General features: G+C 70.6%; 24 protein-coding genes. 19 read left to right on the top strand and 5 right to left on the bottom strand.

Annotation, left to right across the window (positions count from 1 at the left end; all coding sequences use genetic code 11):
- Positions 1 to 162: 162 nt before the first annotated feature.
- Positions 163 to 747, bottom strand: a complete 585-nt coding sequence (locus QH470_RS31945; RefSeq protein WP_280276100.1) for a TetR/AcrR family transcriptional regulator C-terminal domain-containing protein — start codon at positions 745 to 747, stop codon at positions 163 to 165.
- Between the two features lie 106 nt (positions 748 to 853).
- Between QH470_RS31945 and bioB the strand changes: the two genes are divergently transcribed.
- The 5 genes from bioB to QH470_RS31970 all read left to right on the top strand — a co-directional run bounded on the left by bioB (position 854) and on the right by QH470_RS31970 (position 3,757).
- Positions 854 to 1,873 (top strand): biotin synthase BioB, encoded by a 1,020-nt coding sequence (gene bioB, locus QH470_RS31950; RefSeq protein WP_280276101.1) that lies wholly within the window; start codon positions 854 to 856, stop codon positions 1,871 to 1,873.
- Between the two features lie 108 nt (positions 1,874 to 1,981).
- Entirely contained in the window at positions 1,982 to 2,191 is a 210-nt protein-coding gene (gene bsaP / locus QH470_RS31955; RefSeq protein WP_280276155.1) for a biotin synthase auxiliary protein BsaP, read from the top strand.
- Entirely contained in the window at positions 2,191 to 2,859 is a 669-nt protein-coding gene (locus QH470_RS31960; RefSeq protein ID WP_280276102.1) for a DUF2567 domain-containing protein, read from the top strand. The genes bsaP and QH470_RS31960 overlap by 1 nt, the downstream gene beginning before the upstream one ends.
- Positions 2,860 to 2,960: 101 nt before the next feature.
- Complete coding sequence (locus tag QH470_RS31965) at positions 2,961 to 3,497, top strand: DUF1353 domain-containing protein (protein ID WP_280276103.1); 537 nt, start codon at positions 2,961 to 2,963, stop codon at positions 3,495 to 3,497.
- A gap of 83 nt (positions 3,498 to 3,580) precedes the next feature.
- Positions 3,581 to 3,757 (top strand): hypothetical protein, encoded by a 177-nt coding sequence (locus QH470_RS31970; protein WP_280276104.1) that lies wholly within the window; start codon positions 3,581 to 3,583, stop codon positions 3,755 to 3,757.
- Between the two features lie 127 nt (positions 3,758 to 3,884).
- Here QH470_RS31970 and QH470_RS31975 read toward each other — a convergent pair whose 3' ends face one another.
- Both QH470_RS31975 and QH470_RS31980 read right to left on the bottom strand, forming a co-directional pair.
- Complete coding sequence (locus tag QH470_RS31975) at positions 3,885 to 4,637, bottom strand: DUF8020 domain-containing protein (RefSeq protein ID WP_280276105.1); 753 nt, start codon at positions 4,635 to 4,637, stop codon at positions 3,885 to 3,887.
- 114 nt (positions 4,638 to 4,751) lie between these two features.
- Positions 4,752 to 5,510 carry an NUDIX hydrolase gene (locus QH470_RS31980; RefSeq protein ID WP_280276106.1) on the bottom strand — a complete coding sequence of 253 codons (759 nt, stop codon included), beginning with the start codon at positions 5,508 to 5,510 and terminating at the stop codon, positions 4,752 to 4,754.
- Positions 5,511 to 5,586: 76 nt separating this feature from the next.
- Here QH470_RS31980 and nadA point away from each other — a divergent pair, with 76 nt between their 5' ends.
- The 3 genes from nadA to nadC all read left to right on the top strand — a co-directional run bounded on the left by nadA (position 5,587) and on the right by nadC (position 9,400).
- Positions 5,587 to 6,612: a quinolinate synthase NadA gene (nadA, locus tag QH470_RS31985; protein ID WP_280276107.1), complete on the top strand. Its 1,026-nt coding sequence runs from the start codon at positions 5,587 to 5,589 to the stop codon at positions 6,610 to 6,612.
- Positions 6,609 to 8,312 carry an L-aspartate oxidase gene (locus tag QH470_RS31990; RefSeq protein ID WP_280276108.1) on the top strand — a complete coding sequence of 568 codons (1,704 nt, stop codon included), beginning with the start codon at positions 6,609 to 6,611 and terminating at the stop codon, positions 8,310 to 8,312. The genes nadA and QH470_RS31990 overlap by 4 nt, the downstream gene beginning before the upstream one ends.
- 227 nt (positions 8,313 to 8,539) lie before the next feature.
- Positions 8,540 to 9,400, top strand: coding sequence for a carboxylating nicotinate-nucleotide diphosphorylase (nadC, locus tag QH470_RS31995; protein ID WP_280276109.1), 861 nt, complete (start codon positions 8,540 to 8,542; stop codon positions 9,398 to 9,400).
- Positions 9,401 to 9,406: 6 nt separating this feature from the next.
- On the opposite strand, the gene QH470_RS32000 is transcribed toward nadC, so the two are convergent.
- Positions 9,407 to 9,826, bottom strand: a complete 420-nt coding sequence (locus QH470_RS32000) for a tellurite resistance TerB family protein (protein ID WP_280276110.1) — start codon at positions 9,824 to 9,826, stop codon at positions 9,407 to 9,409.
- 108 nt (positions 9,827 to 9,934) lie between these two features.
- Positions 9,935 to 11,107 carry a winged helix DNA-binding domain-containing protein gene (locus QH470_RS32005; protein WP_280276111.1) on the bottom strand — a complete coding sequence of 391 codons (1,173 nt, stop codon included), beginning with the start codon at positions 11,105 to 11,107 and terminating at the stop codon, positions 9,935 to 9,937.
- A 125-nt stretch (positions 11,108 to 11,232) separates the two neighbouring features.
- On the opposite strand from QH470_RS32005, the gene QH470_RS32010 reads away from it, so the two are divergent.
- The 11 genes from QH470_RS32010 to hisH all read left to right on the top strand — a co-directional run bounded on the left by QH470_RS32010 (position 11,233) and on the right by hisH (position 23,109).
- Complete coding sequence (locus tag QH470_RS32010) at positions 11,233 to 11,835, top strand: PadR family transcriptional regulator (protein ID WP_280276112.1); 603 nt, start codon at positions 11,233 to 11,235, stop codon at positions 11,833 to 11,835.
- 47 nt (positions 11,836 to 11,882) lie between these two features.
- Positions 11,883 to 12,608, top strand: a complete 726-nt coding sequence (locus tag QH470_RS32015; protein WP_280276113.1) for a VOC family protein — start codon at positions 11,883 to 11,885, stop codon at positions 12,606 to 12,608.
- 131 nt (positions 12,609 to 12,739) lie between these two features.
- Complete coding sequence (locus tag QH470_RS32020; RefSeq protein ID WP_280276114.1) at positions 12,740 to 13,741, top strand: alpha/beta hydrolase family protein; 1,002 nt, start codon at positions 12,740 to 12,742, stop codon at positions 13,739 to 13,741.
- 198 nt (positions 13,742 to 13,939) lie between these two features.
- Positions 13,940 to 14,806 (top strand): arylamine N-acetyltransferase family protein, encoded by an 867-nt coding sequence (locus QH470_RS32025; RefSeq protein WP_280276115.1) that lies wholly within the window; start codon positions 13,940 to 13,942, stop codon positions 14,804 to 14,806.
- Between the two features lie 80 nt (positions 14,807 to 14,886).
- Positions 14,887 to 16,647, top strand: a complete 1,761-nt coding sequence (locus tag QH470_RS32030; RefSeq protein WP_280276156.1) for a penicillin-binding transpeptidase domain-containing protein — start codon at positions 14,887 to 14,889, stop codon at positions 16,645 to 16,647.
- A gap of 242 nt (positions 16,648 to 16,889) precedes the next feature.
- Positions 16,890 to 18,449 (top strand): serine/threonine-protein kinase, encoded by a 1,560-nt coding sequence (locus tag QH470_RS32035; RefSeq protein ID WP_280276116.1) that lies wholly within the window; start codon positions 16,890 to 16,892, stop codon positions 18,447 to 18,449.
- A 43-nt stretch (positions 18,450 to 18,492) separates the two neighbouring features.
- Entirely contained in the window at positions 18,493 to 19,092 is a 600-nt protein-coding gene (locus tag QH470_RS32040) for a maleylpyruvate isomerase family mycothiol-dependent enzyme (RefSeq protein ID WP_280276117.1), read from the top strand.
- Between the two features lie 134 nt (positions 19,093 to 19,226).
- A complete protein-coding gene (hisD, locus tag QH470_RS32045; RefSeq protein ID WP_280276118.1) occupies positions 19,227 to 20,564 on the top strand; it encodes a histidinol dehydrogenase in 1,338 nt (445 codons plus the stop codon).
- Between the two features lie 153 nt (positions 20,565 to 20,717).
- Positions 20,718 to 21,857 carry a histidinol-phosphate transaminase gene (locus QH470_RS32050; protein ID WP_280276119.1) on the top strand — a complete coding sequence of 380 codons (1,140 nt, stop codon included), beginning with the start codon at positions 20,718 to 20,720 and terminating at the stop codon, positions 21,855 to 21,857.
- Positions 21,854 to 22,480 (top strand): imidazoleglycerol-phosphate dehydratase HisB, encoded by a 627-nt coding sequence (hisB, locus tag QH470_RS32055; RefSeq protein ID WP_280276120.1) that lies wholly within the window; start codon positions 21,854 to 21,856, stop codon positions 22,478 to 22,480. Before QH470_RS32050 ends, hisB begins: the two co-directional genes overlap by 4 nt.
- Positions 22,477 to 23,109 (top strand): imidazole glycerol phosphate synthase subunit HisH, encoded by a 633-nt coding sequence (gene hisH, locus QH470_RS32060; protein WP_280276121.1) that lies wholly within the window; start codon positions 22,477 to 22,479, stop codon positions 23,107 to 23,109. The genes hisB and hisH overlap by 4 nt, the downstream gene beginning before the upstream one ends.
- The last annotated feature ends 147 nt before the right edge of the window (positions 23,110 to 23,256 follow it).

Raw genomic sequence — 23,256 nt, forward strand, 5'->3', positions numbered from 1 at the left:
GCCCCCGCGCCCCCTCTCCGGTGCCCCCGGGCGGGGGTGGTCTTACTCCGGGGGGGGCCCGGCGCCCCCCGCGGTCACAGTGGCGCGACCGTTCCGGATTTCCACCGGATTCCCGCACCCGCCGGGAATGACGAAGAGGACTCTACCGTCCGGTTTGTCCGGTCAGCGCACCCGGTCGCCCAGCAGATGCCGCACCCCGCCCACGAACAGCTGCAACCCGAAGTCGAAACGGTCGGTCGCGCTGGTGTTCTCGTACAACGGCGAGGACTCCTCCGGCAGCGCGCCCGCCGAATCCATCTGCATCCGCGACTGCTCGTCGACGGTCTCGCCGAGCACGTAGTACAACAGCGTGTAGGCGGCCAGATCGGCCTCTTCGCGGCCCATGCCGCCGCGGATCAGCGCGCCCGCCACCCGTTCCCGGCCCTTGCTGGTGGTCAGGCGCGAGGCGTAGGTGGCCGATACCAGCTCCGCGCCGTCGCGGTAGGCGAGCAGGCACGAGCGCATCCGGTGCGCCAGCTCGCCCACCTGCGCGGACCACTCGTCGGCGGCGACCGGCTCGTCCAGCGGCGCCAGAATGCGGTCGGCGACCGCGCCGAGCAGCGCCTGCTTGTTGGGGAAGTGCCAATACAGCGCGCCAGGCTGGACGTGCAGCGAGGTCGCCAGCCGGCGCATCGTGAGATCGGCCAGGCCGAATTGGTCGAGGATGGCGATGGCCCCGTCGACGACGTCCGTGCGGTGCAGTTGCACTTGGCGACAACCCTTTCGTGCTTTGACTCGATCCCCACGCTACCCTAGCCTGAACACCGTTCAAGTTGCACGGCCGCAGCCCGGCCGGACGAAGGGATTCGTGCGCATGACCCAGGCACCCGTCAGGACCGACACCGACATTCTGGCGATCGCCCGCGAGCAGGTGCTCGACCGCGGCGTCGGCCTCGACCAGCAGCAGACCGCCGAGGTGCTGCGCCTCTCCGACGACCGGCTGGAGGAACTGCTGGAGCTGGCGCACGAGGTCCGCATGAAGTGGTGCGGCCCGGAGGTGGAGGTCGAGGGCATCATCTCGCTCAAGACCGGCGGCTGCCCCGAGGACTGCCACTTCTGTTCGCAGTCCGGGTTGTTCCAGTCCCCGGTCCGCGCCGCCTGGCTGGACATCCCCTCGCTGGTGGAGGCCGCCAAGCAGACCGCCAAGACCGGAGCCACCGAATTCTGCATCGTCGCGGCCGTGCGCGGCCCGGACGAGCGGCTGATGGCGCAGGTCGCCGCCGGCGTGGAGGCCATCCGCAACGAGGTCGACATCCAGGTCGCCTGCTCGCTGGGCATGCTCACCCAGGACCAGGTCGACCAGCTCGCCGCCATGGGCGTGCACCGCTACAACCACAACCTCGAGACCGCCCGGTCGCACTTCCCGAACGTGGTCACCACGCACAGCTGGGAGGAGCGCTGGGACACCCTGCGCATGGTCCGCGAGGCGGGCATGGAGGTGTGCAGCGGCGGCATCCTCGGCATGGGCGAGACCATCGAGCAGCGCGCCGAATTCGCTTCGCAGCTGGCCGAATTGGAGCCCGACGAGGTGCCGCTGAACTTCCTCAACCCGCGCCCGGGCACCCCCTTCGGCGATCTCGAGGTGCTGCCCGCGGCCGAGGCCCTGAAGTCCGTCGCCGCGTTCCGGCTCGCGCTGCCCCGCACCATGCTGCGCTTCGCCGGCGGCCGCGAGATCACCCTCGGCGACCTCGGCGCGAAGCAGGGCATCCTCGGCGGCATCAACGCCGTCATCGTCGGCAACTACCTGACCACGCTGGGCCGCCCGGCCGAGCAGGACCTGGATCTGCTGGGCGAGCTGAAGATGCCCATCAAGGCACTCAACGAAACCCTCTGAGCGGCAACCGTCCACCCGCCGGGACGGCACCGCTACCCGGCGGGCGGGACCCGGTCGGGTATTGTCGGCAGCCCAGGAGCTGCACTTTTCGAGGTGGTCGTGGACATCATGGAAGAGCGCTACAACCCCTTCACGGGTAAGCGGGTGGTACCGAACCTGGCCGACGCGGTCCCGGCCGCGGCCGTCTTGGGCCTGGAGCCGCCGCGTTTCTGCGAGCAGTGCGGGCGGCGCATGATCGTTCAGGTGAGCCCCGACGGCTGGTGGGCGAAATGCTCGCGCCACGGGGTGATCGATTCCAAGAGCCTGGACCATCGTTGATGGCCCATCAGAGCGCCGCCGTGCCGTCCGGCGCGGGCCGCGGCGAGGTGCGCGCCGTGCTGTGCGTGGTGGCCGCCGTGCTGGCGGTCAGCGCGCTCGGCGGCGTGGTCTGGGCGTTGCTGGCGCCCCCGGAGAAGGTGATCGTCGTGGAGCCGGGCCGGGGCGCGGCACTGACCGGCGAGAGCGCGCACCGGTTCGACGCGGTGGCGATCTTCGTGTGCGTCGGTGTCATCGCCGGGTTGCTCACGGCCGCCGCCGCGTGGCGGGTGCGCCGGATCCGGGGGCCGCTGCTGCAGGGCGGGCTATTGTTCGGTTCGCTGGCTGGCGCCTGGTTGATGGCCTGGGTGGGGGAGCGGGTCGCCGAGTGGCGGTATCCGCATGTGTCGAATCCGCCGGTGCGGACGATCATCGAACTGCCCCCGCTGATTTCACCGTCGGAGTTCACCGGATGGACGCAGCTGGTGGTGCAGCCGCTGGTGGCCGCGCTCGTGGTGCTCGTGCTGTCGGCGCTGAGCACCTCCGAGGACCTGGGCGCCGGGCCCGTCGTCGGCATGGCCGAGTCCCACGGCGCCCGCGCGTACGCCTCGGAAATCAGCTACGGCCCCTACGGAACACAGGCCGCGCAGCCGGGCCCGTTCGAGGGCGCCGATTCCGGTTCGCCACGTTGACGCCGGGCCGAAGCCGAAGCGTTGCCGAAGATTTCCCCGCCCGCCGTAAGCTGAAGTCCTTCCGGCCCTGAACGCGCCGGGTTCGCAGAGGAGGCGGCGGGTTGGGATTCACTGGTGGCGCACTCGTCGTCGAGGAACTCGACGCGGAGTCCTGGTGCGTACGCGAGCCCATCGAATATCGCGGCGGCCGTGAGTCTTTCGTGGTCCCGGCCGGATTCCGGACCGATTTCGCCTCGGTGCCCCGCGCGCTGGTCTGGTTGATCCCGCGCTACGGCGCCTTCACCAAGGCCGCCATCCTGCACGATTATCTGTCCCGCGGCACCGAGGTGAGCCGCGCCGACGCCGACGGCCTGTTCCGCCGCGCGCTGCACGAACTGGGCGTCTCGGTGCCGCAGCGGTGGATGATGTGGGCCGCGGTGCGGCTGGGTTCCGGATTGCGCGGCGCCACCGCGGGCGATATCGCGAAGTTCCTGCTCGTCGCCGTCCCGGCGGTGGTCTTCCTGGTGGTCCCGGTGGTGATCGTGCAGCTGTGGCTGCTGCTGTTCTGGGTCGTGGAGGCCGTGTTCTGGACCTCCAGCCGGGTCGTCGGACGGCCGACCGGACCGGCCCCGAAACCACGGGTGCGGATGTCCACCTGAGTTCGCCGACCGGGTGAAAAATCGCTGGCCGCTGTCTGTCTCCGCCGCCTACCGTGGGGTGTCGAAACGGAAGGAGGGCGGCGATGGACAGCGCGGACAGAGCGGCGCAGGCACGAGACGAGCGGAGTGCGGCGGCCGAACGGGCCGATCTCGCCGCCTGGCGGCGTCGTCACGAATTGCGCAGATCCAATGCCGCGCAACCGGTTCCGAGCAAGCGCCGCTACCGGCGCACGTCGAAGCACCGGCATCGCGAATACTGAGCCACCGGGACGTCTCACGCTCTTCGCGGAGCGCGTGGCTGTTCGGGGAAGCCCCGGATACGCCGAATCCGCCCGCAGGATAGAGCGGGCGGATTCCGACCGACATCCGAGCGCATTACCGACCCGGCTATCGGGCCTGCTGTGGAGGGCGCGGCACGAACGGCTGATTGATCGTCGTGAAATACTGCGCGACGGCCGCGATGGCGATCGGTGCCGTCACGAGGAGCTGACCGGCGAAGGTGCCGAGGGCGCCGATGGCGATGATGCCGCCCACACAGCCCACCGCCGCGGCGGGAATGAACGGGCCGAACAAGCCGACGATGGTGGCTCCGGCGATGGTGGCTCCGGCGATCCCGCCCAGCACACAGCCGACGAGGCCGCCGCCGATGCCGCCGACCACGAGGCCGATCGCGGCGCCGGTGGCGATGGTGTCCTTCAATCGGGTGAAGGCGGCGACCTCACGATCGTAGGGCGTCGCCCACTGCGCGTGCTCCTCGAAGGGCAGCGCCACCGGCCGGTAGGTGGCGTGGGCGAGGTCGAATTGCGGTGTTAGCGTGGCGGTCCGGCCCTGGATGTCGGCGGCGATGGGGAAGACGAAATCGTCGACCCGGAACTCCAGCGGAGTGCCCGCCAGCACGGTGCCGTCGGCGGCTTCGATCTCGAACACACCGTGCTCGACTTCCATGGCGCCGGAGTCGATCTCGATGATCGCCCGGTCATCGGCGGTGGTGGCGGTGTAGCCGACGGCCGGACTGCTGTCGGGTTGCGGTGCGGCGCCGACGGTTCCGGCGGTGAGTCCGGTGACGGCTATCGCCAGCGTCGATGCGGTGGCGATCCTGCGCAGAAAGGGCGTTCGCGGGGGTTGGGGAAGCGGCAGCAACGGTCGAATCTCCTGTGGGAGTTGTTTTCTCGATGGTCCAGCACTCTCGCAGCATCCTACTGAATGCAACCTGAAGATAGCTGAAACGGTTTTCAGGATCGAACTCGGTGCTGTTCAGCCACGGGGACGCAGGGCCGCGAACTCGTCGGTAACCCGGATCTCGTCGTCGGTGAATCGGTAGACGGCGGCGGGACGGCCACCGGTCTTGCCGGGTGTCGCGGTATCGCCCGTCGGGGTGATCACCTTGCGGCGGCTGAGGACTCGCTGCAGATTGGTGGTGTCCACCTCGTACCCCAAGGCGGCGCAATAGATTTCGCGCAGTGTCGACATGGTGAATCGCGAGGGGGCCAGGGCGAAGGCGATATTCGTGTAGGAGAGCTTCGCGGCCAGCCGGGTCCGGGCATGGTCGACGACCGTGCCGTGGTCGAAGGACATGTCCGGCAGCGACGAGAGCGGATGCCAGCGGGTGTCCGGCGGCAGGTGCGGATCCGCGGTCAGCGGCACCAGTCCGAGATACGCCGAGGCGATGCGGCGCGGGCCGGGGACCCGGTGCGGATCGCTGAACACCGACAGCTGCTCGATGTGCCACAGCTCGCGCACGTCCACCTTCTCCGCGAGTTGCCGGCGCGCCGAGATGTCGAGATCCTCGTCGTCGCGCAGGCGGCCGCCCGGTAGCGACCAGGTGCCGGTCTGTGGCTCCATCGCGCGCTCCCACAGCAACACCGCCAGTTCGGTGTGCCAACCCGGTGCGCACCGCGGCAATTGCGGATCAACCGGGTGACTAAGGACCTGACCTGCGGCGATGGTGTCCGGGAAGCGGCGAACCTGGAACACCGCGGTGAGCGATTCGTGAATGGTGCTACTATGGGCCACGTTTTCGATTGTAAGTCGAAAACCGGGTTGATGCGAATCGGCGAAGTTGCCGAGCGCATGAGGAAGGAGTCATGCCATGGCGACCATGACGTTTGCCGGGCACGTCACGGACGGTCCGACGGGGTACACGGGCGTAGCGGCCACCCCGGAATGGGCGCAGGAGATCCAGCGCCTCGCGCGTGAGCGCAACGCGACCATCCTGGCGCACAACTATCAGCTGCCGGAGATCCAGGACGTGGCCCACCACGTCGGGGATTCGCTGGCGCTGTCGCGCATCGCGGCCGAGGCCCCGGAGGACACCATCGTGTTCTGCGGCGTGCACTTCATGGCGGAGACCGCCAAGATCCTCAGCCCCGACAAGACGGTGCTGATCCCCGACCAGCGGGCGGGCTGCTCGCTGGCGGACTCCATCACCGCCGACGACCTGCGCGCGTGGAAGGCCGAACACCCCGGCGCCGTGGTGGTTTCGTACGTGAACACCACCGCCGCGGTGAAGGCGCTGACCGACATCTGCTGCACCTCGTCCAACGCCGTCGACGTGGTGGCCTCCGTCGACCCGGACCGTGAGGTGCTGTTCCTGCCGGACCAGTTCCTGGGCGCGCACGTCAAGCGTGTGACCGGGCGCGAGAACATGCACATCTGGGCCGGCGAATGCCACGTGCACGCCGGCATCAACGGTGACGAGCTGACCGAGCAGGCCCGCACCCACCCCGACGCCGAACTGTTCGTGCACCCCGAATGCGGTTGCGCCACTTCGGCGCTGTACCTCGCCGGGGAGGGCGCCTTCCCGGCGGACCGGGTGCACATCCTGTCCACCGGCGGCATGATCGACGCCGCCAAGGCCGCCAAGTCGAACCAGGTCCTGGTCGCCACCGAGATCGGCATGCTGCATCAGCTGCGGCGGGCCGCGCCGGGCATCGACTTCCAGGCCGTCAACGACCGCGCGTCCTGCAAGTACATGAAGATGATCACGCCCGCGGCGCTGCTGCGCTGCCTGACCGACAACCTCGACGAGGTGCACGTCGACGCGGAAACCGCCGCGCTGGCCCGCAATTCGGTACAGCGCATGATCGCCATCGGTAATTCGGGCGGGGGCGAGTGACCGGACCGCGCACCGCGGTCTCCAGCACGCCGACGGTCGCGTGGGAAGCCGACGCCGATCTCGTGGTGATCGGTGGCGGCGTCGCCGGTCTCACGGCCGCGCGGACCGCGTCGCTGCGCGGGCTGCGGGTGCTCACCCTGAGCAAGGGCGGTCCCACCGACACCTCCACGCAGTACGCCCAGGGCGGTATCGCCGTGGTCGCGCCGGACGGTGATTCGGTGGACGCGCACGTGCAGGACACGCTGGAGGCCGGGGCGGGCCTGTGCGATCCGGCCGCGGTGCGCTCGATCGTCGAGGGCGGCCGGGACGCGGTCGCGGCGCTGACCGACCTCGGGGCGGTGTTCGATCTCGGCCGCGACGGCCAGGTCTCCCGGACTCGGGAGGGCGGGCACAGCACGCGCCGCATCATCCACGCCGGTGGTGACGCGACCGGCGCGGAGGTGCAGCGCGCGCTGAACACCGCCGGGCTGCCGGTGCTGTTCGGCGCCGCGGCGGTCGACGTCGTCACCGGGCCCGGCGGTGTGCAGGGCGTGATCGCGGTGTCGGACAAGGGATTCGGTGTCGTGCACGCACCGGCCGTGCTGCTGGCGACCGGTGGTCTCGGGCAGCTGTACGCGTGCAGCACCAATCTGCCGGGCGCCACGGCGGACGGGATCGCGCTGGCGCTGCGGGCCGGGGCGCTGGTGGCCGACCTGGAATTCGTGCAGTTCCATCCGACGGTGCTGTTCACGCCCGGCGGCCTCGGCAGGCGGCCGCTGGTCAGCGAGGCGGTGCGGGGCGAGGGCGCGATCCTCGTCGACGCGGAGGGCCGGTCGGTGACCGCGGGGGTGCACCCGCGCGGTGACCTCGCGCCCCGTGATGTGGTGTCGCGTGCCATCGCCGCCCGGATGCGCGCGCTCGGCACCGACCACGTGTATCTCGACGCGCGGGCCCTCGAGGGTTTCGCCCGGCGCTTCCCGACCATCACCGCGTCCTGCGTGGCCGCCGGGCTGGACCCGCGAGCGGATCTCATCCCGGTGGCGCCGGCCGCGCACTACCAGTGCGGGGGCGTCGTCACCGACCCGTACGGCCGCACCGCCGTGCCGGGGTTGTACGCGGCCGGTGAGGTCGCCCGTACGGGGCTGCACGGAGGGAACCGGCTCGCGTCCAACAGTCTGCTCGAGGGCCTGGTCGTCGGCGAGCGGGCCGGGGCGGCGGCGGCCGAACGACTCGGGGAGCGTGCGCGGGTGTCCGAACTGGGCGCCGTGACGTTCCCGCGCGCGGACCGGAAGGCGTTGCAGGAGATCATGTCCGACCACGCGGCGGTGGTTCGCGACGGGGAGGGACTGCGGTCGGCGGTGCTGCGGCTGCTGCAACTGCTCTCCGATCCGATCGGGCGTGCGGACGGCGCGGCGGGGTCGCCCGTTCCCGCGGCGGAACGGGAGGGCGTCGCCGAGGCGGCGGGGGAGTCCGCCGGGGACGCCGCGCCGTGCGTCGCGGTGCTGGAGGACGCGGCGCTGACCCTCACCGCCCGCGCCTTCCTGGTCGCCGCGACCGCGCGGACCGAGAGCCGCGGCTGCCACACCCGCTCCGACCATCCCGAAACCCGCGACGACCTGCGTCGCAGCCTTCCTGTCCGGCTGGGTGCCGATGGCCGTCCGCAGTTGGTCACCGAGTCGCCCGACGCGCCGGTGCCATTCGCCGTCGCGCCGGTGTCATGAGCGCCGGTGTCATGAGAACCGCGCTACCGATCAGTCCGACACCGGCACCGCACGGCAGTACGGCCCGCATCCCGCATGCGGTCCGCCGAGCAACCGCAGCACGGTGTCGGGCGGACAGCGGGACGGCGGGCGCGGATTGTCGCGGAATGCGAACGGCCGGAACGTTATCGACCCGGCTCGCGGACGGACCGCCCGTGCGCGAGAGAGACCCGGAACAGGAGTACATCATGGCATTGGCTGCCGGACTCGACCGCGCGGAAGTCGTGCGGCTGATCCGCACCGCGCTGGACGAGGATCTGCGGTACGGTCCCGACATCACCACGGCCGCAACGGTTCCCGCCGATGCGACGGTGAAGGCCGCGATGGTCTCGCGGCAGCCCGGGACCGTGGCCGGACTCGATGTGGGCCTGCTGGTCCTGGACGAGGTGATCGGCGCGGGCGACTACGAGGTGACCGAGCGCGTCGCCGACGGGACCAGGGTGGCGGCCGGTGACGCGGTGCTGCGTCTGGTCGCGCCGACGCGCGCGCTGCTGACCGCCGAGCGCACCATGCTGAACCTGGTGTGCCACCTGTCGGGCATCGCGACTGCCACGTCCGCGTGGGTCGACGCGGTGGCCGGTACCCGCTGCCGCATCCGGGACAGCCGCAAGACCCTGCCCGGCCTGCGGGCGCTGCAGAAGTACGCGGTGCGGGTCGGCGGCGGCGTCAACCACCGCATGGGCCTGGGTGACGCGGCGCTCATCAAGGACAACCACGTGGTCGCCGCCGGTTCGGTGGTCGCGGCGCTGCGCGCGGTGCGCGAGCTGGCTCCGGACATCGCCTGCGAGGTCGAGGTGGACAGCCTCGACCAGCTGGACGCCGTGCTGGCCGAAGACGTGGAACTCGTGCTGCTGGACAACTTTCCGCTGTGGGCCACCCAGGCCGCGGTGCAGCGCCGCGACGCTCGCTCGCCGCGGACGAAGCTCGAATCCTCGGGCGGGCTGACCCTGGACGCTGCCGCCGACTACGCCCGCACCGGTGTCGACTATCTCGCGGTCGGCGCGCTCACCCACTCGGTCCGGGTCCTGGATCTCGGCCTGGACATGTAGGCCGGACTAGAGCCCGAACTCGGCGGGCGGCAACCGCAGCACCCGGCAGCATTCGCGCAGGGCCGCGGCCTCGCGGAGGTCGAATCCGCCGTCGGCTCCGGCGATTTCGAGACCGACCCGCACGGCGGCGCGGGCCTGCGCGGGACGGTCGGTGGCCCGTGCCACCTGCTGGAGCACGTAGGCGCGGCCGAAGGCGGGGTCGAGGGTGAGCCGATGCCAGTTGTCCTCGAACAGGTTTCGCAGTTCGTGCGGCGGGAAGTGATACATCACACCGCTCGCGCCGATGCGGTCGGCGACGCGCGTGCGCTCGGACGGGTCGGCCGCGCCGCCGGCGCTCACCAGTGCGCACACACCCACCGCAGCATCACGAAACACGCTGTCGCGCAACGTGTCCGGCATATGGTGCCGGTCGTCGGCAAGTGACATCGATGAACCCCCTGGCCCCGTCCGGTCGGACCCGAACTACAACAGGCCGACGCTAACAGAGATCGGCGGCCGCGACAGCCCCCGATCTTGTGGGGATGTCCGGCGCGCTCAAGCGCTGAGTTCACGCTCCAGCGGGGTGCGGAACCGGGGTATCGCGCGAACATCGGCGAACCACGCTCGCATCCGCTCCGCCTCCGCCGCGATCAGCTCGCGCGCCTCCGAACCGACGTCTTCCAAGAGCCGCCAGGCGATCTCGCCGTCGGCGCGCTGCGCCCATCCGCCGACGATGCGGCCGTCCCACCAGACGGTGGGCCCGACGTTGCCGTTGCTGTCGAACAGTGCCGGGCGATGCGGGCCGAGGAACCAATCCCGCGACTGCCAGCCCATCGGCGTGGGATCCAGCGCCGGGAGCAGCGCCGCCCACGGCTCGGGGGCGGGCACCGGCTCGAGGTCTCCGGCGAGTGCGACGCCTGTGACGCCGTCGAGATCGACCTCTTCGATCTCCAACCGCGCCAACGTCTTCCGTACCTCGGCGACGGTCCAGCCGGTCCACCATTTCAGATCGGTGACCGGGGCCGGGCCGAAGGTGCGCAGCCAGCGGCGTACCAGTTCGTCGCGGGCGGTGTCGATCGGCAGTGCGGGAATCCCGCCGGGCAGCCATTTTTCGATCGGCGCCCAGAGGTACTGGCTGCTGGCCCAGCTGCCGTTGGGCCGCCCCCGCACGATGTGCCCGGCGCAACCGAGCGTGACCAGGACCCACGTGGTGATGTTGGTGGGCTTGGAATAAGGCTTGCCCGGAGCGGTGTCGACCTGCGTTCGCAGGCGGGGCACCGCGGCGCCGAGTTGCGCGCCGGTCGCGCTGCCGCGCGCCAGCAGTTCGCGGTGGGTCTCCTGCTCCACCTCCTCCCACCACGCCGCGACATCGCCGTCCACGACCTCTTGCAGGTAGCGGCTGTAGGTCCGGCGCTGCTTGGCGGCCAGCGCGTCGCCCACCGCCGATTGCAATGCCGGGAGCAGATCCACCGGCGCCACGAACATGGTGCGCCGCATGGCCAGCAGCCGCAGCAACGTCCGGTCCTCGTACAGCGCCCGCTCCACGTCCGCCGGCTCCAGCCCGCGACTGCGCGCCGCGACGGAAAGGAACACTGTCGCCGGATCGGTGGCATGCAACGCCACCATCGCCTCGACCACCCCGGCGACCTCTTCCCCCCGCACCGCCGGAGCCAACCGATGCCGAACACCCAGCCGAGCTCGCCGCTCCGCCGCATCTATCGAACGCATGAACGAATCCTATCCGCCTCGAAGGGAAGTGCGTTCCTCCGCAGTAGCCAAATTTGGCTAATGGCCCGGAGGGGCGTATGTTTCTCGCAGTAGCCAAATTTGGCTATCCAGGCGTGAGGGGTTCGATGAAGCCGGTACGACTTCTGGTCCTGGGAGCGTTGCGCAGGCGCGGTCGCGCACACGGCTATCAGATCCGCGCGGATCTGGAATCCTGGGGCGCACACGAATGGTCCACCGCCACATCGGGTTCGGTGTATCACGCGCTCAAGAGCATGGCAGGACAGGGTCTGCTGGCGGCGACGTCGGATGCGGATCCCTCGGCCGCCGGGGGCCCGCCGAGGATCGAGTACGAGCTGACGGACACCGGTGAGCAGGGGTACCTCGGCCTCCTGCGCCGGGCCTTGGCCGACCGCGAGCCGAGACTGGATGTCCTGTGTGCCGCGGTGGGCCTGATCGAGGACCTGCCCCGGGAGCAGGCCCTGCAGGTCCTGCGCACCCGGGCCGACGCGATGCGCGACTGGCGCGCCAGCATCACCGCGTACGTGCCCGCGGATACGGAGCTGGACGCGTGGGGTCCGGTGGGCGAGGTCCTCTCGCTGTGGCTGGCGACCGCCGATACCGGCGCGGAGTGGACCCGGCGGCTGATCCACCGCCTGGAAAAGGGCGCGTTCAGCATGGCCGGCGAGCCCGGTTCCCCCACTCGCCGCCCCGCACCACCGGCCGAGTAGCGGCCGCGAGCGGCGGCGGAAACTTCCCTTCGAGACGGAGCAATGCCATGGCCCACGAAATAACCGTCCCGCTGCTGCCGTGCGGATCCATCGACGAGATCGTCGAGTTCTACACCATGCTCGGCTTCACCCGGACCTACTACCAGCTGCGCCCGTACCCGTGCGTGGGCCTGCGGCGAGAAGACCTCCAGTTGCAGTTCTTCGGTTTGCCGGACTTCAGGCCCGAGGACTCCTACGGCAGTTGTGTTGTCCTCGTGCCCGATACCCAGCAGTTGTTCGAGGCGTTCGCCGCGGGCATGCGCGCGGTCCACGGCAAGCTGCTGGTCTCCGGGATCCCGCGGACGACCCGCCCGCGGAAACGCAAGAACGCCGACAACTACTCCGGGTTCACGGTCATCGACCCCGGCGGGAACTGGATCCGTTTCTTCGCGTCCCCTGGTACCGGTGGCGCCGGTACGCCCGCGGTCGGCAAGCTGGCCAGGACGCTGGAGACCGCCGTCGTGCTCGGCGACTCCAAGGGCGACGCTCGGCAGGCGGCGAAGATCCTGGACGCCACGCTGGCCCGGGAGCAGGATCGCGCACCGGCCATAGAACTGGTCGAGGCGTTGGCCTATCGCGCCGAACTCGCCCTCCGCGCCGATGACACCCCCGCCGCGGTCGATGCCCTCACGCGCGCCCGCGCCGTTCCCCTCACCGAGGCCGAACGCAGCGAACTCAGTGCGCACCTGGCCGGCCTCGAAGACCTGGAAGCCGTCGTCGGGCTCGCGCCCTAGCGCCGTGCGGCGGTCACGCCCGTATGACGAACCACTGCTCAACCCGCTCGATCACCACAGCTCGGAGGAGAATCGGCAACGGTGGCTCGAAGCTGCGACGATCACCGGTTTCGGCGTGCGATGATGCGGCCATGAGGCGTCGAAACCGCTGGTGGGGGCTGGGTCTCGGACTACTCGGTCTGGGTGCGTCGACAATCTTTGCGGCGCAACCGGCTTCGGGAGAGCCGGGGTGTCCGGTGCGGGTCGCGGTGCGGCCGGTGACGCTGACCGTCGAGGGCGAGGCCGCGACGGGACTCGTATACGACCCCTATCGGTGCGCGCCGGGCGATCTGGAACCGCGCGCGCTGATCGTCGGGGTGCACGGTCACAACAGCAGTTCCGCGGATCTCGGCGGCTACCTCACCGCCATCGCGCGCCGGACCGCCACTCCGCTGCTGGTCATGGACATGCGCGCCGCCGACAGCGAGTGGGTCACCGGCGCGTGGAACCTGCGTGCCGGGCGCGACGACGTGCTGGCCGCGACCCACTGGTACCGCGCGGAGCATCCGGCGGTCACGCGCACCGTGCTGTGGGGCTGGAGCCAAGGCGGCATCACCAGCGGGCTGGTCGCGGCGGCCGCACCGCCCGGACTGTACGACTACTGGGTCGACAACTTCGGTCCCGCGGACGATTTCACCGCATGGCTGGGCGCCGACCTGGCCGGTCCGGAACTGCGTGGTCAGATCGAGCGGGACGCCGGCGGCTGCTCGCCGGTGGTCTGCCCGCAGGCCTACGCACAGCGGTCGCCCGCGCTGCTGGCGTCCGGCATCACCGTGCGCCGCAGCTTCCTGATCCACGGCGTCGCCGACCGCGTCGTCCCCTTCCCCACGAGCGTGGAGATGCGCGCCGCGCTGACCGCCGCGGGCAAGCCGTTCTCCATGTACACCATCGCCACCGGTCGCAACCTCGAAGGTGCCGTGGTCCCCGGCGACCACTCCATCGGTCCGGCCTACTTCGAAGGCGGCTGCGTCGTGGAGCGTCTGCTCGCCGACACGGAGCCGATAGACGGACCCGTCAGTGACTACGTCGTCGACGTCGCGCGAGGCATCGCGACCGCACCACCCGCCCCGCCCGGCGCGAAGTGCGCCGCTTGACCAATCCGCCTGCGCCGTCGGCGAACTCGCACGATTCCTGCCTTGCCGCCGTACGGATTTCGCGCTGCGCGCCGGACCGAGCATCGCCGGCCGCACGACAGCGGGCCGAAATGTTTCGCGATCGTGGAACAGGTTCGGGACCGATGTGGTTGATGCACGCGGAGGGCGGCGCTGCCGCCGACGTGACGAGGAGGCGTGATGGGCAAGCCCGCGGATCCGGCATATCACTGGGACGGCGATGCGCTGGATCTGGACGCGTACCTCGCGCGCATCGGGTACCGCGGTGAGCGCGTCCCGACGCTGGCGACGCTGCGGGGGCTGCAGCACGCGCACACCACGACTCTCCCGTTCGAGAATCTCGAGATCATCCTCGGGCGCTCGGTCCCGCTGGACCTGCAGACGGTGCAGGACAAGATGGTCCGGCGGCGCCGCGGCGGATACTGCTACGAGCACGTGGGCCTGTTCGCGGCGGCGCTGGAACGTCTAGGCTTCGGCGTCACCGGATTGCACGGCCGCGTCGTGATGGGCGCGCCCGGCGGCCTGCGCCCCGCGTCACACGCGATGCTGCGGGTCACCGCGTCCGACGACGACCGGGTGTGGCTGTGCGACATCGGTTTCGGCGGCGGCCCGTCCGCCCCGCTGGAGCTGAACCCCGACGCGGGCGAGGTGCGCGCCGGTGAGTGGCGCTTCCGCCTCGAACGCTCCGAAGGCGAACTCGGCAGCGAACTGTGGACGACGTACCACTTCGCGCGCGACGGCTGGACCCTGCGCCACACCGTGACCATGAACCCGCAGTATCGGATCGACTACGCCGTCGGTAACCACTTCGTCTCCACCTCGCCGCGATCACCGTTCGTCACGCGCCCATACGTGCAGCGGTTCCGTCCGGAGGCGCACCACGTCCTCGACGGCACCGCCTGGCTGACCGAATACCCCGACGGCACTGCGCATTCGCGCGAACTGGAGCCCTCCGAACTGCCCAAGACCCTGGCCGACGTCTTCGACATCGAACTCGACCCCGCCGACCTCGCCACGCTCGCGGCCACGCCGTGGCTGTATCACTGAACCGGCACGGCGCGCAGGACCTCCGGCATTTCCGCGGACGGATGCTCCCAGCCGGTAGGGTCGGGCGGGTGCGTACCGGTATGAGACTGTTCGCCCTGTTCGCCACTCCGGTCCTGGCTCTGGCCGCCTGCTCGGGCAACAAGTCCACCGACCGGCTGAACAGTACGGTGCACACCTTCGCCGACGCGCTCAACCGCGACGACATCCCCGCCGCGGCCGCCGTCACCAGCGACCCGGCGCAGGCGTCCGGCGTCCTCGGCCCGCTGTACGACTCGCTCGGCAAGGACGTGCACTTCGAGGTCGACATGGTCGACAAGACCGACGACAGCGCCACTTTCACCCTCCTCGCCACCTGGAAGCTCGGCCCGGGCGGCAAGAACCAGTGGGCGTACCAGACCACCGGCAACGCCACCGAATCCGGCGACACCTGGAAGATTCGCTGGAATCCTGCGACCGTCGCGCCGGGACTGGAGACCGGCCCGCTCGGCTACGGCACCGTGGCGCCGGACCCGGCCGCCCGCGTGCTCGACCGCACGGGCGCCGACCTGCTGACCCAGCAGGTCGTCACCCTCGTCAACGTGGCGACCGGCGCCGACACCGCGGCCCTCGCGGCCCTGCTGAATCCGATCGAACCCAGCCTCACCGCGGGCTCGCTCGACACCGAACTGGCTGGGGCGCAAGGCAAATCGGTCACCGCCATCGCCCTGCGCCAGGCCGACCTGGACCCGATCCAGGACCGCCTGGCGGCGCTGCCGAATGTCACTCTGGCACCGCAGACCCGGCTGCTCACCTCCGACAAGGCGCTCACCTCGCCGACCCTGTCCGGACTGTCGGAGCTGTGGCAGACAGAGACCGACGCCGCGTCCGGATGGGTGGTGCGCGCCCAGACGCCCGGCGGCCCCCAGCGCGTCGGCGGCCAGGACCCGCGGCCGCTGACCGACATCCCCGCGACCCTCGACATCGGCATGCTGCGCGACGCCGACGCGGCGCTGGAGCCGATCCCGACTCCGGCGGCCATGGTCGTCATGCAGCCGTCCACCGGAAACGTGCTCGCGATGGCACAGAATCCGGCGGCCGACGCGCAGGGGCCCATCGCGCTGACCGGCCTGTACCCGCCCGGCTCCACCTTCAAGACGGTGACCGTGTCCGCGGCCCTGCAAGCCGGTCGGGTGACCCCCGACAGCCCGGTCGCCTGCCCCGGCACCGAGAACATCGAGGGCCGCCAGATTCCCAACGACAACAACTTCGACCTCGGCACCGTGCCGCTGCACACCGCGTTCGCACGGTCCTGCAACACCACGATGGGCAGGCTCGCGGCGGGCCTGCCACCCGATGGGCTGACCGCGGCCGCAGCGCAACTGGGCCTCGGCATCGACTTCACCGCGCCGGGCATGACCACCGTCACCGGCAAGGTGCCCACCGCCGACACCCCCGCGCTGCGCGTCGAGGAGGGCATCGGACAGGGCAAGGTGACCGCGACGCCGTTCGGGATGGCGTTGGTCGCCGCGTCGCTGGCGCACGGCTCGGTGCCCGCCCCGACCATCGTCGCCGGGAAACCGGGCACCCCCGACCACGCCCCGCAGCCGCTCCCGGCCGCCGTCGCCGATCAGGTGAAGACGATGATGCGCGAGACGGTGACCGACGGCACCGCCACGCAACTGCGCGATATCCCCGACCTGCTGGGCAAGACCGGCACCGCCGAGTACATCGACGACAAGCACGCGCACGGCTGGTTCGTCGGCATCCGCGGCGATCTGGCCTTTGCCGTATTCGTCAGCGACGCGGGCAGTTCGGGCCCGGCCGTCGAGGCCGCGGGACGGTTCCTGCGGGCCCGGCCGTGACGGTGCGGACACCAGAGCGACGGTGACCGGAAAGTGATCTCGGACACAGTGTGTCTCAGGTGGATTGCACCGTGATCTCACCCGCATCTCAGGGCATTCGTACATATTTCACACGTATCTCGCTCCGGCGGCAGACCCGCCCGTCCGGCCCGCTACACTTGCCCGAGGAACGCGCGGGCAACCGCGCTCGGTAAGTCACGGATCGCGCAGAAACTCGGAGTAGTGCCATCGAAACCGGCCAAGTGATCGCAGGGCATTACCGCCTGGTCGAGCGGATTGGTAGCGGCGGCACAGGCGTCGTCTGGCGTGCCGTCGACGAGCGACTGGAGCGCTCGGTTGCTATCAAGCAGATCCTCACTCAGCCCAGCCTGCCGGCGGGCGAGAAGGACATAGTGCGGCAGCGTGCCTCCCGCGAGGCCCGCAACGCCGCCCGCTTCCAGCACCCGAACGCGATCGTCGTCTTCGACATCACCGACCATGCGGGCGACCCGTGCCTGATCATGGAATACCTACCGTCGCAGAGCCTCGCGGTGGTGCTGTCCTCGCAGGGCACGCTGCCGTTACCGCAGGTGGCCCGCATCGGCGAGCAGGTGGCGTCGGCGCTGGTGGCCGCGCACCGGGCGGGCATCGTGCACCGCGATGTCAAGCCCGGCAACGTGCTGCTCGGCGAGAACGGCACGGTGAAGATCACCGACTTCGGCATCTCCAAGGCCAAGGGCGACGTCACCCTCACCGCGACGGGGCTGATCTCCGGCACCGCGGCGTACCTGGCGCCCGAGGTGGCGCGCGGCGCCGAGCCGACCCCGGCCGCGGATGTATTCGCCCTCGGCGCAACGCTTTTCCACTCGCTCGAGGGCGAGCCGCCCTACGGCACCAACCCGAACCCGCTGGCGCTGCTGTACGCGGCCGCCAACGGGCAGCTGGGCGAGCCGCGCAACGCCGGGCCGCTGACCGATCTGCTGCTGTCGCTGCTGAGCTTCGATCCCGAGGATCGGCCCAGCATGACCGACGTCCGCGACCAGCTGGCCGATTTCGCCGAATTCGGCGACGGCGCCGAGAGCACCCGCATGCTCGCCACGCACCGGCCCGCCGCCCGCCGCGCCACCCGCACCCTGGACCGCCGCTCGGCCCAGGCCGATATCTCCACCGCGGAGATGATGGCAACGGCCGCAGCGGTTTCCGAGCCCGATCTGCCGCGCGTCCGCCCGATCCCCAACGGCTCCCACCCGGACACCCGCTCCCATCCCGTCCGCTCCGCCGAGCCCCCCGCGTCATCCGGCGGCCGGAAGGCCCTGGTCTGGGGCGGCGTTGCCGCCGGCGTAGCCATCGTCGCCGCCGCCATGTACTTCCTGTTCTCCCCCGGCGGCACGAATCCCCCTTCCTCCGAGGCCGGTTCGGCCTCCACCTCCGCCCCGGCCCGCACCAGCGAGCCGAATACCGGAGCCCTCGGCCAGACCAAGAGCGCGGGTGCGGTGAACTCGACTCAGGCCATCGATGCGACCCAGGATTTCTACGAGACCCTGACGACGTCGGATCCGAGCAGTGCCTGGAACCAGCTGACCCCCGCCGCGCAGCAGGTGTACGGAAGCCAACAGGAATTCCGGACCTACTGGCAGCAGAACCGGGTGATCGGCTTCAACACCATCGACGTGCAGGGCAGCGGTAGCGCCAACGCCGACGGCTCGGTCGATATCGGAGTAGCCAGCGTGACCTACAAAAGCGGGCAGAACAACTCTGTGACCCTGCGCTTGGTCAAGTCGAGCAACGGAAAGCTGCTGATCGACAGCGACACTCGCGCCTGACGCACGGGTACCGCGAAGGTGTTGCGCCGAATAGGCTTTCGGTGTGAATACACGGGAGATGCTCAGGGCGGAGCGGGGCGAACTGGTTTCGCTGTTGCGTGAGTTGTCGGAGGGGGAGTGGGAGACGGCGTCGCTGTGTGCGGGGTGGCGGGTTCGGGATGTGGTGGCGCATCTGCAGACCGATACCGTGTCGCTGCGGACCTATCTCGGGTTCACGGTGCGGGGGCGGTCGGTGGATGGGATCAACGGGCTGCTGGTGCGTGAATTCGGGGCGCGGCCCACCGAGGAACTGGTGGACCGGCTCGACGGACCGGGCGGGTGGTTCTCGCGCGTGGCCCCCACGCTCGCCCTGGCCGATATGTTCGTGCACCAGCAGGACATTCGACGTCCGCTCGGGCGACCGCGCGAGGTGCCGGCCGAGCGGCTCGCGGCGGTGCTGTCGCACCCCGATCCGTTCGCCTTCCCGCGCCGCTACACCCGCGGGCTGCGGTTCGTCGCCACCGACCTGGAATGGTCGCGCGGCGACGGCCCGGAGGTTCGCGGGCCGGGTGAGGCGCTGGCCCTCGTCATGGTCGGCCGGCCCGTCGCCCTCGCCGACCTGGAGGGCGACGGCGTCCCGGTCCTCCGCGAACGTCTCGGCTGAACACACCCGGACAACGAGTTCCCCCGGTACCCGCGGCGGGCGGCCGGAAAATCGCTGGGCGCGACCCGATAGTCTGGTAACCGGCCGGACGACCACCGGCACAACCCGACCACAGACAAGGACTCCGCGCCGCTATGACCTCCCGCATCGAGCTCGCCCGCGTCGATCTGCGCGGTCGTACTCCCTCCGCTGCCGAGCTGCGCACCGCGCTGCCGCGCGGGGGAGTCGACGTCGACTCGGTGCTGCATCAGGTGCGCCCGGTGGTCGAGGCGATCCGCGACCGCGGCGTCGCGGCGGCCCTGGAGTTCAGCGCGAAGTTCGACGGCGTGACCCCCGCCGCGATCCGGGTCCCGGCGGCCGAACTGGATCGGGCGCTGGCACAACTCGATCCGCGGGTACGCGCCGCGCTGGAGGTCGCCATCGAGCGCACCCGCCGCGTGCACGCCGACCAGCGCCGCACCGACACCACCACCGAGGTGGTGCCCGGCGGCACCGTCACCGAGCGCTGGGTGCCCGTCGAGCGGGTCGGCCTGTACGTGCCCGGCGGCAATGCCGTCTACCCGTCCAGCGTCGTGATGAATGTCGTCCCTGCGCAGGCCGCCGGGGTGGAATCGCTGGTGGTGGCCTCGCCGCCGCAAGCGCAGTTCGACGGCTTGCCGCACCCGACCGTCCTGGCCGCCGCGAGCCTGCTCGGCGTCGACGAGGTCTGGGCGGTGGGCGGCGCGCAGGCGGTCGCGCTGCTGTCCTACGGCGGCACCGACACCGACGGCGCCCCGCTGGCCCCGGTCGACATGATCACCGGCCCGGGCAATATCTACGTCACCGCGGCGAAGCGGCTGTGCCGCGGCCTGGTCGGCATCGACGCCGAGGCCGGACCCACCGAGATCGCGATCCTCGCCGACGCCACCGCCGACCCGGTGCACGTGGCCGCCGACCTGATCAGCCAGGCCGAGCACGACGTGCTCGCCGCCAGCGTCCTGGTCACCGACAGCGCCGAACTGGCCGACGCGGTCGACACCGCGATCAACGCCCAGCTGGCCGTCGTCAAACACCACGAGCGCGTCGCGGAAGCGTTGTCCGGCAAGCAATCCGGCACCGTGCTCGTCGACGGCATCGACCAGGGCCTGCGCGTCGTGAACGCCTACGCCGCCGAGCATCTGGAGATACAGACCGCCGACGCGCCCGCGGTCGCCGCCCGCGTCCGCAGCGCCGGAGCGGTCTTCGTCGGCGCCTGGTCGCCGGTGAGCCTCGGCGACTACTGCGCCGGATCCAACCACGTACTGCCGACCGCGGGCTGTGCCCGGCATTCGTCGGGCCTGAGCGTGCAGACCTTCCTGCGCGGCATTCACGTCGTGGAATACAGCGAATCGGCGCTGAAGGATGTGTCGGGGCATGTGGTGGCCCTGGCGAACGCGGAGGATCTCCCGGCTCACGGCCAAGCCGTGCGGGCCCGATTCGAGCAGCTCGGCTGAGAATCCGCGTTTCCCGGTCCCTCGCTCTCAGCTCCGGCTGCCCGGCGCCGCACCACCACCCGCAGTCGGGGCCGCGCCGCAAATCCGCCGGCGGTGGACCGATAGGCTGGTAGCTGGATCGATGCGGTCGAAACCGAAGGATTTCACACCCCCATGACACAAATCGACGCGGCCGGCGCGCCCGGGTCCCGGATCACCCTGGCGGACCTGCCGCTGCGCGACAACCTGCGCGGCAAGAGCCCCTACGGCGCGCCGCAGCTGACGGTGCCGGTACAGCTCAACACCAACGAGAACCCGCATCCGCCGAGCCGTGCGCTGGTCGACGACGTGGCCGAGTCGGTCCGCGCCGCCGCCGCCGATCTGCATCGCTACCCCGACCGCGACGCCGTCGCCCTGCGCACCGACCTGGCCGCGTACCTGACCCGCCAGACCGGCGTGCGGCTGGACGTGACCAACGTGTGGGCGGCCAACGGCTCCAACGAGATCCTGCAGCAGCTGTTGCAGGCGTTCGGCGGGCCCGGCCGCAGCGCGCTCGGTTTCGTGCCCTCGTATTCGATGCACCCGATCATCTCCGAGGGCATCGACACCGAGTGGCTGGAAGCCAAGCGCGATGCCGACTTCTCCCTCGATGTCGACTACGCGCTGACCGCCATCGCCGAGCGCCGCCCCGACGTGGTCTTCGTGACCAGTCCGAACAACCCGACCGGGCACGGCATCCCGCAGGCGGACCTGGTCCGGATCCTGGACGCCGCGCCCGGCCTGGTGGTGGTCGACGAGGCGTATGCCGAATTCTCCGCCGCCCCCAGCGCCATCGAGCTGATCGACCGGTTCCCCGCGAAACTCGTGGTCAGCCGGACCATGTCGAAGGCGTTCGCGTTCGCGGGCGGCCGCCTCGGCTACCTGGCCGCCGCGCCCGCGGTGATCGACGCGCTGCTGCTGGTGCGGCTGCCCTACCATCTGTCGGTCGTCACCCAGGCGGCCGCGCGCGCGGCGCTGCGGCACGCCGACGAAACCCTCGCTAGCGTCGCGGAACTGGCGGCCCAGCGCGATCGGGTGGCGGCGGCGCTGCGCGAACTCGGCTTCACCGTGTCCCCGAGCGACGCGAACTTCCTGTTGTTCGGCCGCTTCGCCGACGCCCCGGCCGCCTGGCGGAAATACCTGGACCAGGGCGTACTGATCCGCGACGTCGGCATCCCGGCGCACCTGCGGGTCACCATCGGCCTGGCCGCCGAGAACGACGAATTCCTGCGGGTGAGCGAGAAACTCGCCGCGACGGAGTTGATCGGAGAATGACGACGACCATGAACCGCACCGCGCGGGTGGAGCGCACCACCAAAGAGTCCAGTATCGTCGTCGAGCTGAATCTCGACGGCACCGGCCGCACCGACATCGCCACGGGCGTGCCCTTCTACGACCACATGCTCACCGCGCTCGGCGCCCACGCCGGATTCGACCTGTCGGTGCGCGCCGAGGGCGACATCGAGATCGAGGCGCACCACACCGTCGAAGACACCGCGATCGTGTTCGGCCAGGCGCTGGGCCGGGCGCTCGGCGACAAACACGGCATCCGCCGATTCGGCGACGCCTACATCCCGATGGACGAGACCCTCGCCCACGCCGCGGTCGACGTCTCCGGGCGGCCCTACTGCGTGCACACCGGCGAACCGGATCACCTGCTGCACACCGTGATTCCGACCAACGGCCCCGGCGCGCCGTACTCCACGGTGCTGAACCGTCACGTCTTCGAGTCGATCGCGCTGAACGCCCGCATCGCGCTGCACGTGCGGGTGCTCTACGGCCGCGACCAGCACCACGTCACCGAGGCCGAGTTCAAGGCGGTGGCGCGGGCGCTGCGCGCCGCCGTGGAAATCGATCCCCGGGTGACCGGGGTGCCGTCGACGAAGGGAACGCTGTGACGGTTTCGGTCGCGCTGCTGGACTACGGGTCCGGCAATCTGCACTCGGCCAACCGCGCTCTGATCCGGGCCGGTGCCGACGTCACGGTGACCGCCGATCCGGAGATCGCCTTGGCCGCCGACGGCCTGGTGGTGCCGGGTGTCGGCGCGTTCGCGGCATGCATGGCGGGCCTGCGCTCGGTGCGCGGGGAACGCATCATCGGCAAGCGACTCGCGGGCGGCCGCCCGGTACTCGGCATCTGCGTCGGCATGCAGATCCTGTTCGAACGCGGCGTGGAATTCGGCGTCGAGAGCGAGGGCTGCGCGGAATGGCCCGGAACCGTCGACCGCCTGCCCGCCGAGGTGCTGCCGCACATGGGCTGGAACACCGTGCGAGCGCCGGCCGACACCGCGCTGTTCGCGGGGATGGACGCCGACACCCGCTTCTATTTCGTGCACTCCTACGCCGCACGCACCTGGGGACTTCCCGACAACGGCACGCTCGCCCCGGCGAAACTCACCTGGGCCGAGCACGGTGGCCCGTTCCTCGCCGCCGTGGAGAACGGCCCGCTGTGCGCGACCCAATTCCACCCGGAGAAGTCGGGAGACGCGGGCGCGCAACTGCTGCGCAACTGGATCGGGTCCCTGTAGGCCCGGCAGTTCCGTGCCCGGCACGCCGGATACCCCAGCGTGGGCGGATATCGGGCAACCACCGCTTATCGTCGTAACGACGTGAATCTCGGCACGGTGGAAAGGGACTGCGATGGGCGACATTCCGGCATTGCTGGCGACCGCGTT

The sequence above is a fragment of the Nocardia wallacei genome (assembly GCF_029868745.1).
Taxonomy (GTDB): domain Bacteria; phylum Actinomycetota; class Actinomycetes; order Mycobacteriales; family Mycobacteriaceae; genus Nocardia; species Nocardia wallacei_B.

Coding starts and splice junctions, on each gene's coding strand:
- bioB (WP_280276101.1), top strand. CDS start 854: ATGACCCAGGCACCCGTCAGGACCGACACCGACATTCTGGCGATCGCC.
- nadC (WP_280276109.1), top strand. CDS start 8,540: ATGGCATTGGCTGCCGGACTCGACCGCGCGGAAGTCGTGCGGCTGATC.
- QH470_RS32000 (WP_280276110.1), bottom strand. CDS start 9,826: ATGTCACTTGCCGACGACCGGCACCATATGCCGGACACGTTGCGCGAC.
- QH470_RS32030 (WP_280276156.1), top strand. CDS start 14,887: ATGAGACTGTTCGCCCTGTTCGCCACTCCGGTCCTGGCTCTGGCCGCC.
- QH470_RS32050 (WP_280276119.1), top strand. CDS start 20,718: ATGACACAAATCGACGCGGCCGGCGCGCCCGGGTCCCGGATCACCCTG.
- QH470_RS32020 (WP_280276114.1), top strand. CDS start 12,740: ATGAGGCGTCGAAACCGCTGGTGGGGGCTGGGTCTCGGACTACTCGGT.
- QH470_RS32010 (WP_280276112.1), top strand. CDS start 11,233: ATGAAGCCGGTACGACTTCTGGTCCTGGGAGCGTTGCGCAGGCGCGGT.
- hisB (WP_280276120.1), top strand. CDS start 21,854: ATGACGACGACCATGAACCGCACCGCGCGGGTGGAGCGCACCACCAAA.
- bsaP (WP_280276155.1), top strand. CDS start 1,982: ATGGAAGAGCGCTACAACCCCTTCACGGGTAAGCGGGTGGTACCGAAC.
- QH470_RS32025 (WP_280276115.1), top strand. CDS start 13,940: ATGGGCAAGCCCGCGGATCCGGCATATCACTGGGACGGCGATGCGCTG.
- QH470_RS32005 (WP_280276111.1), bottom strand. CDS start 11,107: ATGCGTTCGATAGATGCGGCGGAGCGGCGAGCTCGGCTGGGTGTTCGG.
- QH470_RS31970 (WP_280276104.1), top strand. CDS start 3,581: ATGGACAGCGCGGACAGAGCGGCGCAGGCACGAGACGAGCGGAGTGCG.
- QH470_RS31960 (WP_280276102.1), top strand. CDS start 2,191: ATGGCCCATCAGAGCGCCGCCGTGCCGTCCGGCGCGGGCCGCGGCGAG.
- QH470_RS32015 (WP_280276113.1), top strand. CDS start 11,883: ATGGCCCACGAAATAACCGTCCCGCTGCTGCCGTGCGGATCCATCGAC.
- hisD (WP_280276118.1), top strand. CDS start 19,227: ATGACCTCCCGCATCGAGCTCGCCCGCGTCGATCTGCGCGGTCGTACT.
- nadA (WP_280276107.1), top strand. CDS start 5,587: ATGGCGACCATGACGTTTGCCGGGCACGTCACGGACGGTCCGACGGGG.